12 protein-coding genes are annotated in these 14,538 nt (G+C 66.9%); 3 read left to right on the plus strand and 9 right to left on the minus strand.

Going from position 1 to position 14,538, the window contains the following annotated elements; genetic code table 11:
- Nucleotides 1-3: 3 nt before the first annotated feature.
- From AC1DER_RS04220 to AC1DER_RS04240, 5 genes are read right to left on the minus strand one after another with little or no spacing between them, the layout of a single operon-like run.
- Complete coding sequence (locus AC1DER_RS04220; RefSeq protein WP_477247991.1) at nucleotides 4-1,122, minus strand: WD40/YVTN/BNR-like repeat-containing protein; 1,119 nt, start codon at nucleotides 1,120-1,122, stop codon at nucleotides 4-6.
- Nucleotides 1,123-1,136: 14 nt separating this feature from the next.
- Complete coding sequence (locus AC1DER_RS04225) at nucleotides 1,137-2,468, minus strand: DUF1329 domain-containing protein (RefSeq protein WP_477247989.1); 1,332 nt, start codon at nucleotides 2,466-2,468, stop codon at nucleotides 1,137-1,139.
- A 14-nt stretch (nucleotides 2,469-2,482) separates the two neighbouring features.
- Nucleotides 2,483-4,576, minus strand: a complete 2,094-nt coding sequence (locus AC1DER_RS04230) for a DUF1302 domain-containing protein (RefSeq protein ID WP_477247987.1) — start codon at nucleotides 4,574-4,576, stop codon at nucleotides 2,483-2,485.
- A 45-nt stretch (nucleotides 4,577-4,621) separates the two neighbouring features.
- On the minus strand, nucleotides 4,622-5,662 hold the full coding sequence (locus AC1DER_RS04235) for a flavin reductase (RefSeq protein ID WP_477247985.1): 1,041 nt from the start codon (nucleotides 5,660-5,662) through the stop codon (nucleotides 4,622-4,624).
- Nucleotides 5,663-5,680: 18 nt separating this feature from the next.
- Entirely contained in the window at nucleotides 5,681-6,778 is a 1,098-nt protein-coding gene (locus AC1DER_RS04240; protein ID WP_477247983.1) for an LLM class flavin-dependent oxidoreductase, read from the minus strand.
- Nucleotides 6,779-6,868: 90 nt separating this feature from the next.
- Between AC1DER_RS04240 and AC1DER_RS04245 the strand changes: the two genes are divergently transcribed.
- Nucleotides 6,869-7,783 (plus strand): LysR family transcriptional regulator, encoded by a 915-nt coding sequence (locus AC1DER_RS04245; protein ID WP_477247981.1) that lies wholly within the window; start codon nucleotides 6,869-6,871, stop codon nucleotides 7,781-7,783.
- 129 nt (nucleotides 7,784-7,912) lie between these two features.
- A complete protein-coding gene (locus tag AC1DER_RS04250) occupies nucleotides 7,913-8,545 on the plus strand; it encodes a hypothetical protein (protein ID WP_477247979.1) in 633 nt (210 codons plus the stop codon).
- A 64-nt stretch (nucleotides 8,546-8,609) separates the two neighbouring features.
- Here the strand turns inward: AC1DER_RS04250 and AC1DER_RS04255 are convergent, their stop codons facing one another.
- Nucleotides 8,610-9,359, minus strand: coding sequence for a YdcF family protein (locus AC1DER_RS04255; protein ID WP_477247977.1), 750 nt, complete (start codon nucleotides 9,357-9,359; stop codon nucleotides 8,610-8,612).
- A gap of 128 nt (nucleotides 9,360-9,487) precedes the next feature.
- Here AC1DER_RS04255 and AC1DER_RS04260 point away from each other — a divergent pair, with 128 nt between their 5' ends.
- On the plus strand, nucleotides 9,488-11,344 hold the full coding sequence (locus AC1DER_RS04260; RefSeq protein ID WP_477357688.1) for a choice-of-anchor Q domain-containing protein: 1,857 nt from the start codon (nucleotides 9,488-9,490) through the stop codon (nucleotides 11,342-11,344).
- A gap of 12 nt (nucleotides 11,345-11,356) precedes the next feature.
- On the opposite strand, the gene AC1DER_RS04265 is transcribed toward AC1DER_RS04260, so the two are convergent.
- Genes AC1DER_RS04265 through AC1DER_RS04275 form a run of 3 tightly spaced genes read right to left on the minus strand, consistent with a single transcriptional unit; the run spans nucleotide 11,357 to nucleotide 14,537 of the window.
- Nucleotides 11,357-12,850, minus strand: coding sequence for a lipopolysaccharide biosynthesis protein (locus AC1DER_RS04265; protein ID WP_477246971.1), 1,494 nt, complete (start codon nucleotides 12,848-12,850; stop codon nucleotides 11,357-11,359).
- 5 nt (nucleotides 12,851-12,855) lie between these two features.
- On the minus strand, nucleotides 12,856-13,698 hold the full coding sequence (locus AC1DER_RS04270; RefSeq protein ID WP_477246973.1) for a serine aminopeptidase domain-containing protein: 843 nt from the start codon (nucleotides 13,696-13,698) through the stop codon (nucleotides 12,856-12,858).
- Nucleotides 13,695-14,537, minus strand: a complete 843-nt coding sequence (locus AC1DER_RS04275) for an alpha/beta hydrolase family protein (protein ID WP_477246975.1) — start codon at nucleotides 14,535-14,537, stop codon at nucleotides 13,695-13,697. The genes AC1DER_RS04270 and AC1DER_RS04275 overlap by 4 nt, the downstream gene beginning before the upstream one ends.
- Between the last annotated feature and the right edge of the window lies 1 nt (nucleotide 14,538).

A 14,538-nucleotide genomic window follows, 5' to 3' on the forward strand; every position in this document is an offset into this window, starting at 1 on the left:
CGGTCATGGCGCCGGGACCGTCATTGCCACACGGCCGACGCCGCGGTCGCCGAAGACGAGGACCGCGTTGCCGGCAACCGGCAGCGCCGCAGCCAGCGTCGGCGTATCGCCGGTCCTGACGGTGTGAGTCAGTCGGCGGAAGCCGGCGTCGCCGCGATCGCGCCGCAGCACCACACCATCGGCGCCGACCAGCACCGCGCCGCCCTCGGGCAGTGCGGCTGCGCCCATCAGTGCCGTGGCGACACCGGACTCGACCGCCGTCCAGCTTGTGCCCAGGTCGCGGGATTCGAACACTTTCCCGCGCATGCCAAAGGCAAGCACATGCTCACCTGACCAGCCGATCACGCCGAACATCGAGCCGTTGTACGGCAGCTTGCCGCGCACCCATGTGGCGCCGTCATCGCGGGAGCGGTAGACGCTGCCACGTTCGCCCACGATCACCAGGCCACCTGAGCCGGTACGGGCGATCGCGTTGAGGTGCGGGTCACTCTCGTCGCCCAGCTCGAGCTGGTCGTCGCTGAAGACCCAGTCGGCGGTTGCGGGTGCCGTCGGTACCGCCGAGACCACCGGCTGTGCGGCCTGCGTATCGTCGGCACCGCCCGGCAGCGTCTGCGTCACCCAGGTCCTGCCGCCATCGTGCGTTTCCAGCAGCAGCGAATAGGCGCCGATTGCGAATCCGTGGCGGGCGTCGACGAACAACAGGTCCATCACCGGCGTGCCGTGGGCAGGATCGGCGTCGTCCGCCGTCCAGGGCGCCGCACGTTGGCGGACCCAGCTCCGGCCGGCATTGCTGGAGTGCACGATCACCCCGTCATGGCCTGCAGCCCACACCGAGTCACCGACCGAAGCGATCGCGACGAGCGTGCTGCGGGTCGGAACCGGCACGGCCTGTCGCCAGGCCTGCCCGTCGCCAGACAGCAGCACCAGCCCGCGCTCACCTACCGCGACATAGCCGTGGCCGACGAGGCCGGCATCCAGCAGGAGCGCACCCTCGCCACGCCTCGTGGCGTCTGCGGGAAGAAAGGCCGGGTCAGGCAGGGGACCGGTCGCACCGGCGGGGAGGGCAAGCGCTCCGGCGAGCACCAGAAACGGCGCGCGCAGGCGCGGACACGGATGCGACATGCAGGTTCCTGTTGTCAGCGCACGCCAGAAGCGCGGAGGTTCTGGGGCGAATAGGCAGCCGGGCTGGTCTGGTGCGTGAAGTCACGAGGCCGGTCTTCGTTGTCGAGGAACACGGCGTTGTAGCGTCCCGACTTCAGGTCGTAGTGCACGTCCGCACCGGTCCAGAACAGAGGCACCTCGTAGTACTGGATCGGCAGCGCCTCCGAGTAACGCCAGATCTTTCCCGCACCGTCGTAATGGTCCACCTGCAGGATCTGCCAGCTGTCCTCGTCCAGGTAGAACGTGCGTCGCGGATTGATGTGGCGCATTCCCGGCTTCAGCGTCGCTTCCACGACCCAGACCCGGTGCAGCTCGTAGCGGAGCTTGTCGGGATTGAAATGGCCTGGCCGCACCAGTTCGTCGAGCTTGCTCAGCTTGGCCCGGTAGGCATTGTAGGGCACGTACATTTCCTTCTTGCCGACCAGCTTCCAGTCGTACCGGTCCATTGCGCCGTTGAACATGTCGTACATGTCGTTGGTGCGCAGGCCGTCGGATGCCGTCGCCGGGTTGTCGTAGGCGATGTTGGGCGCGCGCCGCACGCGGCGCTGGCCCGGGTTGTAGACCCAGGCCTGGCGCGGCGAGACCGCATCGTTGATGGAGTCGTGCACCAGGATCACCTGCCCGGCCAGGCGCGCCGGCCCGAGGACTTCCTGCTTGAAGTACGAACCGACGTTGTTGATGGTGTCCGAGGTGCTTCCCTGCTTGTCGTACGGCACCAGAAGGTCCTCGCGGATGCGCACCAGGTTGTACGTGCCGCCGGCCGTGACCGGAGCCTGGTTGTCGAAGATCTGCGAGGAGAAGCCGCGGTACTTGAGCTTGTGATTCCAGACCGCCTCGGCCCCGGTGCTGGGCGCGCGAAAGGGAATGCCGCCGCCGGTGCAGCCCTGCACACCGGCGCTGTCGCCGACCAGCTTGCAGGCAGCGGCATTCTTCGCCGTTGCGTCGTATACCCACTGCGGAAACGCGGCCGTGCGGTGGCTCGGGTAGACATCGACCCGGTAACTTTTGTAGCGCGCCAGCATCGCGCGCAAGCCAGGCGACAGCCTGTGCTGGTACTTGTCGGCGTTGGCCGCGGTGATCTGCAGGACCGGCTTCTCGGCGGCGAATGGATCGGGATGGTGGCGGCGTGGCTGATAGCCGGGTTGAGGCTTGGCCAGGCCACCGGTCCACGGCGGTATGGAACCGTCTGCGTTCGCGCCTTGTTCGGCCCCCATGGGCGTCGCGGCAAAGGCCACGCCCGGCACCAGCAGGCCGACCCCGACAAATGCTGCGCAAAGTGCGCTCGACTTCCGAAGATTGATGCTCATCGCGGTGTCTCCCATCAGAATGAGTACTTCACGCTGGCCGACGCGAAGTCGCGATCGGAAATCTGGTTGTAGGGTTCGGCGCCACCGAAGGCGGTGTAGCTGATGTCGAGGACCCAGCGGTTGAGGTAGTTGGCTTCCATGCCCACGGTCAGCGACATGCGCCCCTCCAGGAAGTTGCCGCCTGGCCCGGGCGTGGTGCCCTGGACGTCGTGGTTGAGGCCGATGCGCGGCCCCAGGTTGACCGGACCGCCCAGCACCGAGTTGAAGTCGGCGCGCGCGGCGATTCGGTACCCCCACGAGAAATCCGTGGGCAGTCCGGCGCCGGGCAACGTCTGTGCATTGCGCAGGCAACCGGGCGTGGACAGGCCCGTGCCTGGAATCAGTGGCGTGCTTCCGGTTCGTGGATCCGGCGAACCGAACGTGCCGACGTCGGCAATGGCGCAGCCACCGCCAGTGTCGGTGCCCTCCCCTTCGAAGCGCAGTCGCGACCGGTCCGGCAGGTTGTTGATCAACGTTGCGCCGATCTCGCCGACCAGCGCGATCTGATCGGCGCCGAACACTTCGCCAAACACTTTGGTGAATGTCGACTGCAGCTGGCTGGCCTCATACCGGCCCCAGCCGCGGACGTACTGCCCCGCGGAGAACTGCCCGAGCTGGCTGACGAACCGCGCCGCGGGCGGAACCGGGCTGCCGGGCGGTGTCAGCGGCGACAGCGTGGCCAGCAGCAGCTCGACGTCGTCGTACTGCAGCGGCAGGTTCGGCCGGTAGCTCGCCTCGCCCTGGAACGCAACGCCCAGCGGCAGGTTGCTGTTCCAGCTCAGGCCATACAGATCGATGCCCTCGGGATATTCGACGATGACGCTGGCGCCGCGCACCGGCGCGCCGAACCCGCGGGAACCGGGCGTGGTGGCGGGCGCCGCGCTGGCGGCGTAACCGGAGATCAGCGGCAACCGGCTGTGGTAACGCAGGTAATAGAAGCCGAATTCGGTATCGCCCAATTCCGGCACCAGCCAGCGTGTGGCGGCGCCGAACTGGCCGTTGTCGCTGGCATTGTTGTTGGGCCCGCGCCGGTACGAGGCTGCGCAACCGGTACCAACCAGCGCCAGTGCCTGCTGGCGGATCACCGCATCGGACGTGCCTGCCGGCAACCGGGCGCGCAACGTGTCCGCATGGGCGCCGACGCGATCGCTCTGCGCCCAGCCATCGGCAGTGCCGTTGCAGACCCGGGAATACAGCTCGGGATTGTCGACCGGCTGCGGCACCGTACCCGTCCCGAGCATCGCGTAGGTGCCACCGGGCGAGGCGAAGTCGTTGCTGCTGAAATACGTCCCGGACGGATCGACCTCGATTTCCTCGAACTCGCCCAGCACGACACCTTCGATCGAGAGATTGTCGGTCACCTGGAACGATGCCCACAGCGACTGCACCGGCAGGAATGCTTCCTTCAGCTCAGCGCCGGCCACGCGCAACGCCGACAGGTCGACCGGGTTGATCACGTTGATGCCGTTGCTGATGAAGGTGCTCTCGCCCCAGCTCACGACCTGGCGTCCCGCGCGCACGCTGGCCGTCTTGCCCTCGCCGTAGCCGAAGTCCTTGTAGACGAAACCATCGAGGACGCGGAAGCGCTCGCCGACGCGGCTGCGCGCTATACGGGTCAGGTCCTGGCGGTCGTCGTTCTGGAAATCGTGGAGCCAGGTGGCGCGCGTGAACGCGCCCCATCCACGCCACTCCAGACTCAGTTCGGAGGTGACCTTGAGCGCGCTGGAGATCAGGTCGCCCCTGTCGTACTTGCCGTTGCCGTCGTCGCGGTTGACAGAAAAACTGCCAGGTGCGGCCACCTGCGCGGGGCTGCCTGGAAATGACAACGCCCCCAGCGTGACGTTCTGCCGCCCGATCAGCGGATTGATCGTCGCCTTGCCTGCCAGCTGCGGATCTCGCCCCTGGCCCCGCACCGAAGCCCCGTAGGAAACCGTGGTGTCGAAGCTGCCCTCAAGTTCGCCGTTCTGGAAATCGATGGCATGGGCGAGGGGGGGATCGAGCAGGGCGATCACCACGGCCATCGACAACGTTGCGCGACGCGTGAGCGCCAGATTGCCCGAAGTACGCATGTCGTTCCATCCTTGGAAAATGTCGCCTGTGTGCCGGTCCGGGTGTCAGCTGCTTCCTTCAGCCACAGCGATCTCCTCGCGCCAGATGTTGTCATCTCGCCAGAACCGGTCCTTGCGCCAGCAGTCGGGGAGACCGCCAGCGGTGGACCCGATCACGCGCCGGAGCAGCATCTTCAGCACCTGGGCCTCGCGATGGTCCAGGTCGCGCACGGCATCGCCCTCGGCCGACTTGCCGAATGCAAGCAACTCCATCGCGTAGCGGCGGCCGTCGTCGGTGAAACGCACCACCGCCTCGCCACCTCCGTCCGTGCTCACGACGGTCACGAGGTCGCGCTCGATGAGTTCGGCGATGTCGGCCTCGCCCATCTGGTAACCGGTCATGGCCACGAGCTTGCCGAGATCGTCGATCGTCCTCCCCTCGCCCATGCTGAGCACCGTGAGGATGGTGTAGTCGAGGTCGCGCAGGCCGTGCTCGTCGAGGCTCTTCTTGATCGGCATCAGCAGCTGGTAGAACGCACGACCGAGCAGGAAACCCAGCCAGTCGTTGCCAATGCCCGCACCGGCGCCGGCTGCTTCATCGGACTTCTTCAGCAACAGGCCGTAATTGCCGCCGTGAAATATCAGCGGCGGCCGATGGAAGGTATCGAAGGCCACGACCTCGCCGACGAAGATGATGTGGTCGCCGCCGTCGTACCTGTAGGCAACCCGGCACTCGAACCTGGCCGAGCAGCCGTCGATCAGCGGCACATCACCGTGACCGCGCGCCAGATCCATGCCTTCGAACTTGTCGACGCCACTGCGCGCAAACCGGTTGGAGGTCGACTCCTGGTCCGCGGCCAGGATATGCACCGCGAAGTGGCCGGCGCCGGAGAATGCATCGAGACTGGTGGACGTCTTGTCCAGGCTCCACAGCACCAGCGGCGGATCCATCGACACCGAGTTGAAGCTGTTGGCGGTCAGGCCGCAGTCGTTGCCTGCCGGGCCGCGCGTGGTCACGATCGTGACACCCGTGGTGAACGCCCCAAGCGCGCGGCGGAACTCCCTGGAGTCGAAGGTGGAATCAAGGCTGGAGTCGAAGGAGGTCATGACGGTCTCCTGGGGCGATCAGCCGCGAGCGGTCAACAGCGGCATCACCAGGCGACCGAAGCGCTCGGCTTCCTCGTGATGCGGGTAGCCCGACAGGCAGAATCCGCTGCAACCGACGTCTATGAAATCCTGCAGTTGCCTTGCCACCTGCGAGGGATCGCCCACCACCGCCACGCCCGCGCCGGGACGGACCTCGGTGATGCCGGTCCACAGGTGCGGCGTCATCTTGCGACCCACCGTCTTCGACAGCTCCCGCTGGCGCTGGTTGGCCACCGAACCACTGGAGCCCTCCAGCGCCTTGACCAGCGCCTTGCCTTCGTCACCGACGCCCGCAATCAGGTTGTCCGCGGCTGCCCAGGCTTCCGCCTCGGTCTCGCGGCAGATGATCTGCAGCCGCATCGAGAAACGGATCTCGTCCTCGCGACCGTACCTGGCGGCACGCGCCCTCATCTGCATGATCTCCTCGCCGATGCGCTCGGGGAAATCACCCCAGAACAGGTGCTCGCTCGAATGCCGGGCCGAGATCTCGGCCGCCTGCTCGGAACCGCCGCCGAGGAAGAACGGCGGATGCGGTTGCTGCGCGGGGCCGGGCGTGATCCGCGGCCCGGCAACGCGATGGAAGCGACCGTCGAAGGCGACGCTTTCCTCGGTCCACAGCCGCTTCATGAGGACGACTTCTTCCTCCAGCTGCGCGTAGCGCTCTTCCTTGGATTCGAACTGTCCTTCCGCCCGCGCATCCTTCTCGCTGATTCCGGCGATGAGGTTGAGCAGCACGCGTCCGTTGGACAGTTGATCCAGCGCGGCCACCATCTTTGCCTGCGCGACCGGATGAATGTACCCGGGCTTGATCGCGACCAATGTCTTGATGCGTTTTGTCCTTGCCAGCAGGAACGATGCAACCATCCACGCGTCCCAGCAGAACGGCGTGACCGGGACGAGGATGTAGTCAAAGCCGGCGTCCTCCGCCGCTATCGTGACCCGCTCGAAGTGCTCGAGCGACTGCGGGATGGTCATGGCAGGATCGCCGAACGCGCTGGTGTCTCCAAGCGTCGGGCAGAACCACCCCAACGAAACCGCGTTGGCCGCGCCGGCCTGTACTGCACTGCTTCCTGTCATCGATGTCTCCTCGCCTGATGCTGAGCTGGGCAGGACTGAATCTCTCAACGCCAGGGCTCACAAGTAAAATGAAATGTCCGAATCCATCGCATGCGTAAACTGAATGTCGACAACTTCGATCTGAACCTGCTTGCGGTGTTCCTGCGCCTGTGGGAGACACGAAGCGTGACCCGCGCGAGCGATCGCCTCGCATTGACGCAGCCGGCAGTCAGCCATGCACTCAGACGCCTTCGCGATGCGCTTGGCGACGAACTGTTCGTGCAAAGCAGGAACGGGCTGGTGCCGACCTCACGCGCGCAAACCCTGATCGGCCCGGTCACGGACGCGCTGGCGAAGCTGGGCGTTGCGCTGCAGGAATCGGAGCCGTTCGCACCTGCGCTGGCGCGGCGAGAGTTCGCGATCGGCTGCGGCGATCTGGTCGAGTTCTCGATCGCACCGCAGTTGCTCGAGGCGATAAGGCGCGAGGCGCCGGGCATCCTGATCCGGCTGGTTCCCGTCCCGGATGCGGAACAGGGCCAGCCACTGCTGGAATCGGGCGAGATCGACGCCGTCATCGACGCCCAGGCCATCCGGGGTTCAGGCGTGTGCAGCGAGGCCGTGGCCGAGGTGAACGTGGCCACGCTGATCTGGAAACGGGAGAAGCTCGGCAAACGGCGCTTCCCGCTCGAACTCTTCCTCGACAGGCCGCACGTCGCCATCCGGACAGCGGACCGGCGTGGCACCGTCGTCGACCAGATGCTCGCGCAGCGGGGCTTGCAAAGGTCCATTGGCGCGGTGGTCCAGCACTTCCTCGCGATGCCGATCATCGCGGCCAGGACCGGCTTCATCTGCAACCTGCCCCGACGCATGGGCACCACATTCGCCGAGTTGTTCGAATTGAGCGTGCACGAACCGCCACTGCCTTTTGCATCGACAACGGCCTTCCTCTCCTGGCACAGGCGATTCGATGCCGACCCCGGCCTGGCGTGGCTGCTGCAGCAGATCCGGCACGCGGCAGCGGATTGAGGCTTCTCCACTTCGAGAATCAGACAGTTCTGATGTGGCAGTCAGCACCAGAGTGGTTGAATCCACCGCCCCCACAGGGCTGCCGGGTCCGCCTGGGCCCGTTGGTTTCCCACACTCTGGATGTCCTTGATGAAGAAGACCTTGCTGTTCATTGCACTTGCTTGCGCGTCGGTTTCCGCCAACGCCACCGAAGCCAACGGCCTCGGCTACTCCAACGTCGAACTCGACTACATCTACAACGACGCACCCCAAGCGAACTACAAGGGCATCGGCCTGACGGGTTCGTTCGAAGTGGGTGCCGGCTTCTTCGTCACCGGCAGCTACCGCGAGCAGAAGATCAACCACTTCGGCGGCCACAATGACGTCAACGAGTGGTCCCTCGGCGGCGGCTTCGCCACCGGGCTGAGCGAGAACCTCGACTGGGTCACCCAGGCCGCCTATGTCGAGAAGGATGCCAACCTCAGCGTCGGTCAGTTCCAGATCAAGAACGCTCCGAACCGCGTCAGCGACGATGTCGCCGGCTTCCGTGTCAGCAGCGGCCTGCGCGGTCGCATCGCGCCGAAGCTGATCGGCCATGCCTACCTGGGCTACCAGGACCTGGGTGACGTCCGTGAGTCGCTGGGCTCGTTCGAGCTCGATGGCAACGTCTACGCTGACCTCGGCCTGGAATACCACTTCACCGACCGCTGGGCTGCGACCACCTCGGTGACTCTGTCCGAAGGTGTCACCGAGTACCTCGGCGGCGTGCGCCTGTCGTTCTGATCACGGGCTGGCGCACTGCCAGCCAACATGCAGGGAGCCCGGCATGTGCCGGGCCCTGCCTCGACTATCGCGAGGCAGTCACCGGCGCCGCGGTCCGCGCGCGCATGCGATAGCTCACCATGCCGGCCATCTCGTACAGGGCCGTCTGCGACTTCTCGACGCCGGATGTCTGCGGCAGGAAGTAGCCGATGCCACCGGCCGGCATGTAAGACGAATCGCTGGCTTCCACGCACGGCTGGAAGCCGGCGGCGCGGAACGACAGCAGTGCCCGCGGCAGGTGCTCGGCCGAGCTGACCAGGCGGATGCGCGCGGGCAACGTGCCGCGCAGGGCCATCGCGCTTTCCCAGGTGGTCGTCGAATCCGATTCGGTGCGCAGCACGGTCGATGGCACGCCCCAGTCGCGCGCCAGACGGGCGAGCACCGCCGACTCCTTGATCCGGAACGGGCCGCCACCGGCGATCACCAGCGGGGTACCCGGGCTTGATCGCCACAGCGAAACCGCGCCAAACAGACGCCGCCAGCTGGCCAGGGTGAGGGCGGCATAGTCGTCGTCGGCACGCGGCTCATCGTCGAGGCCACCGGCGAGCACGACAATAGGTGTACCTGGCGCCTGGCAGCGCGCATCGTCGGGCAGTTGCGATTCGACATGGCCCAGCAGGGCATTGCCGCCCAGCGGCATGCACAGCACCAGCACCGCCATGACCAGGACAACGCCGATCGCACGCAGCGCGGTGCCCATCCGTGACCAGGCCAACAGCAGCACCGCCGCCAGCAGCAGGCCCCAGGTGATCGGCGAGAGCAGGATCAGGTGCATGGCGCCAGAGTCTTGCATGAACGCGCAAACGGCGCGACCACAGGCCGGCGCCGGCCGCGAAGTCCGTTGTCAGGGGTGTACCGGCTGTTCGCCTCTCGCGCATCCCTGCCCCCGCTCCGGGAACCATCATGCCCGCTCAACCGCGCCCTCTTCCGCTCCGGCTCCGCTGGCTCCGGCTCGGCTGGATTCTGATCCTGCTGTCGCTGCTCGCCGGGTGGGGCCAGGCCGCCGCGGCCACGACCTACTACGTCCGCACCGACGGCGGCGACGACAAGCAATGCAACGGCCGCGCCGACGCGCCCTACCCCGGCAGCGGCAGCAAGCTCGATTGCGCCTGGAAGCATCCCTTCTACGCATTGCCGACCAACGACCGCCCACGCATCGAAGGCGGCGACACGCTGATCATCGCGTCCGGCGACTACATGATCGGCTGGGGCGCCCCCAGTGCCGGCGACGACAGTTCACGCTGCTATGAAGAAGCCCCGTACGACTGCTATCCGGCCGCGCCGCCCAGTGGCCGCAGCCCCGATGCGAAGACGCGCATCCTCGGCCAGGGCTACGACACCGGCTGCAAGGCCCCGCCCAAGCTGTGGGGCACGCAGCGACTGGACATCGTCCTGAACCTGCAGAAGACCGACAACGTCGAGGTCGGCTGCCTGGAGATCACCGATCGCAGCGACTGTGTGGAATTCCACACCGACGACAACGTCCGCTGCGAACGCGACAAGTCGCCCTACGGCGACTGGGCGTCGGTGGGCCTGTACGCCAAGCACTCGCGCAACGTCTGGCTGCATGACCTCAACATCCACGGCCTGTCCGGTCGCGGCATCATGGCCGGCGCGCTGACCGACTGGACGGTCGAACGGGTACGCATCATCGCCAACGGCTGGGCCGGCTGGGACGGCGATGTCGGCGAGGACGAGAGCTCCAACTCCGGCGACATCATCCTGCGCAACGTCGAGATCGCCTGGAACGGCTGCGCCGAGCGCTGGAAGACCGGCGAACCCTATGCGTGCTGGGCGCAGGAGAACGGCGGCTACGGCGACGGGCTGGGCACGGCGCGGACCGACGGCCACTGGCTGGTCGAGGACTCGCGCATCCACCACAACACCTCCGACGGCCTCGACCTGCTCTACACCGACGGTTCCAAGACCGCGACCGTGGTGGTGCGGCGCACGTATGCGGCGGCCAACGCCGGCAACCAGATCAAGACCGCCGGCAACGCGCTGATCGAGAACTCGGTGATCATCGGCCAGTGCGGCTACTTCCACGACAAGTTCGACATGACCTGGAGCGACATGTGCCGGGCCATGGGCAATGCGCTTTCGATCGGCATCGGCCGCAACCAGAAGGCCATCGTCCGCCACAACACCATCACCGGCGAAGGCGATTGCCTGATCCTCACGTCCGGCGGCGATGAGTCCTCGCGCGTGGACATTCTCGACAACGCCCTGGTCGGCCAGCCCGACTTCCTCGCCAACGGCGAAGACAAGAGCGGCGAACTGACCTGCGGCCACTACGCAGACGAGAGCAAGGCGATCGTGAACTTCTCCGGGAATGCCTTCTGGAACGTCAAGGACGACCAGTGCTTCAAGGGCAACCTGTGCGGACGCAATCCGCGCCTGACCGGCATGGACATGGCCGGCTTCGATGCGGTGCCGCTGGCCGGCAGCCCGCTGATCGACGGCGCGTCACAGTCGACCGATGCAGGTGTCGACTACCTGCACCACACACGCCCGTCGGGCGCGGCCGCCGATATCGGCGCCATCGAGGTCCAGGGCGGCAAGGCCGCGGCCCCGGCAGCGGCAGGCGGCGGCGCAGCGACGCCGCAACCGTCCACCGGCCCCGCGCCGGAACCGATCGGCCCCGACACGGTCGCGCCGCCACAGGCCTCGGCCAAGACCATCGGCTCGATCGTGATTGCCTCGCTCCTGACCGCCGGAATCTTCGTTGCCCTGCGCAAGCAGCGCGCACGTTACGGGTAAGCCGCGGCCCGGTTACCCCGCCAGCGATTCGCCAGTGCCCTGCGGCGCCTTGCGCCCCATCGGCAGCATCGCGCGCAGGCGCGGATCGAGCAGCAGCAGCGTCGCCAGGTAAGGGCCACCGATCAGCAGGCCGGCGCCGATCAGGCGTTGCCATCCAGGCCGCAGCCCCAGGTGCAACGAACCCCATGCGCAGATCGCGGCGACCACCGCGGCGACGCCCGCCACCGCCAGCGTGCGCCGGTCCGGCAGCTGGCGCAGCGTCGGCGACACCAGCATGCAGTGGCCGATGCCGGCGACAAAGGAGCTGGCCACCGTCGCGTACGACGCGCCCATGAACCCGTACCTGGGGATCAGGACAAAGTTGAGGGCGGTGTTGAGCAGCACGGTCGTGCATCCCAGGGCGAACACCGTGCGGGTGCGCTTCTCGAGCATGAGACCGTAACCGCATACCAGCATCACCGGCAGCACGGCATTGGTCGCGCCAATGACTGCAAACACCGGCCCGGAGGCGGCCTTGCCGGCGCCGCTCAGGGCGATGATGACGTCGGTGCCCAGGCACAGCAGCGCAATGGAGATGCCGACCGCGGCGTAGGTCATCGGCAGCAGCATCTTGAGCTTCAGGGCGCGCACCGCCGCCGCGTTCTCGGTGACGAACAGCCGGTTCGCCATCGGCGTGAACGACTCGAACACGGTGAGGTTCATGAACATGTGGACCTGCATCGCCAGGCCTGCACCGATGCTGTAGATGCCGACCACCGCGAAGTCGCCCGACAGCCCCTTGAGCATCAGCCGGTCTACCGAAACCAGCGCCACCGACAGCATCTCGGTCGCCACCAGCGGCATGCCGAACGCCATCGATTGCTTCAGCGAGCCTGGATCCAGGGCCTGCCGCGAGAATCCCAGATTGCGGTGGGCCCAGAACACGTAGAAGGCGATGCCCAGCAGCGCAGACACCAGCTTGCCGGCATAGGCGACCAGCGCGGTGTGCTGGATCGCCACGACCGCTCCGACCATCAGCAGCAGCTGCAGATAGCGCCAGGCGATGCGGGTGAACATCACCGTCCGCGAGCGCTCGGTGGCGCGCAGCACGGTCTCCACCAGGCTGCTGTAGACCATGGCCGGGATCATCAGCATCGCCATCCAGAACACCGGCGACTGGGTCGCGCCGACGAACCAGTCGGTGACGACGATTCCGGTTCCGGTGAGCACCCACAGCACCAGCGACACCAGCAATGGCAGGTAGAACAGGTTGGTCGCGAACGTGCGCACCGCGGTGCTGTCACCGCCGTGCGGGTAGAAGCGCAGGATCGAATGCTGGGCACCGAGCTTGGCAATCGCCACCGCCATCAATACCCAGGTGTCGTAGTAACCGAGGATGCCGTACTGGGTGTTGTCCAGCAGCCGGGTCATGATCGGGAACGACACCAGCCCGGCCAGCAGCACCAGGATGTTGGCCGAGGAATAACGCAGGTAATGCTTGCCGATGCCGGGAGATTCGCTGGCCATTGCCGTCACTGCCCCGCCGGCCCGAACTGCGACTGCATCCAGCCAGCGATGCGTTCGATCAGCACGCGGCGATGCTTGCGCAGGTAGAAGGTGTGGTCGTACTCGCGCCAGAACTCCAGGCTGACCTGGCTGGACGCCGCGGCACTGCCAAGGCAGGCGGCAAGCTGCGCGCGATGGTTGAAGTACGGGTAGGCGCCGCCAGTGAAGACGAACAGCAGGCGCGCATCGCGCGCGACCATCGTAGACAGCATCCGCACCGCATCCGGACGCGACGGAAAATCGCGGTAATCCGCCAGCGATGGCGCACCGCTGCCGCGCGAACGCAGGTAGCGCAGCACCTTGCCCGGTTGGAGCAGGCGCGGCAGCACGTGGCGCAGCCAGAAGCCCACGGTCGGATAGGCCAGGCCGTCGATCAGGATGGTGCCGGCGACGCGTGGATCGGCCGCCGCCACGTGGAAGGCGTCATCGGCGCCCGAGCACAGGCCGCACAGCACGAAGCGGTAGACGCCGGTGTTCTCGGCGAGCACGCGCATCGCCGCATCGACCTCGCGACGGCGGCGGTCGCTGGTCGCCTGCCCCGGCAAGGCGCTGTCGCCGAGCCCGGACTGGTCGAAGCGCAATACCGGAATGCCCTGCGCCGCGAGCCTGCGGGCAAGTTCGACATGGCCGCGGAACGGCCCGACATGGCGGGTGATGCCGGCATTGAGCAGCAGCACGCCCACGCGCGGTTTCACTGCATTGCCCACGTGGCTGATCACACCAACCAGGCCATTGCCGAACTGCACCACGCGCTCGCCGGTGTCGAGCGGTTCGACGTTGTCACCTGTCATCTTTACCTGCAGGTTCATTGCGCCATCCCTGCGGCCAGGCGCTGTCCCAGCTGCGCGACACTGCGGCGCGGGTAGGCCTGGCTGCCAAACTGCCGGGGCTCTTCCCAGGCCGGTTGCTCGGAGGGTTCCAGTTCGATCACGCCGACCTCGACTGCATTTTCCTGCTGGGTCCGGACGAAGCGTGCGGTGGCGTCGCAAGCCTGCCACTGCGCCAGGCGCACGCGGCTGCCGCGTGGCAGGGGCGTGGCCGTGACGTCGAAGGATGACCACGTCGCCAGCGTCTGCGCATCGACGCGGAAACCCAGCAGGTCGTCGGGATCGGGTTCATGCCGCGCATGGGCGTAGCGGCCACTGTCGTACAGCTGGGCGTGATGCTGGCGACGCCAGGAGTCGACCACATCGGCGCCGACCAGCTGCGGATCCCACAACACCACGTCGACCGGCTGCACCAGCGTCGGCAGATAGGACAGCAGCGGCAACGCGGCACTGCGCAACGCCAGCCAGGTGATGCGATCGCCACCACTGCGCCCGGACAACAGCCGCCGCGCGGCGTCGAGGTCGTCGAACAGTCCGGCCAGACCCAGTTCGGGATCGGCGCCGGCGGAATCGCCGCTGCCATACCAGTCGAAGCACAGCGCGGTTGCGCCCGTAGCGGCCACCGATTCGGCCACCGACCACAGCGCGCGATGCGTGCGGATGCCTTCCTGCAGCAACGGCGCGCACAACAGCATCGAGCCGCGCCCGGCATCCTGCGCGGCATGTGCATGCAGCAACCCGAACAGGCGGCGGTCGGCGCCGCCGAACAACACGGGGCCGCTGCTCACCGCTGCGGCTTCGTCGATGGCGATTGCGTTCATG

The sequence above is a fragment of the Lysobacter sp. 05T417 genome, assembly GCF_056396405.1.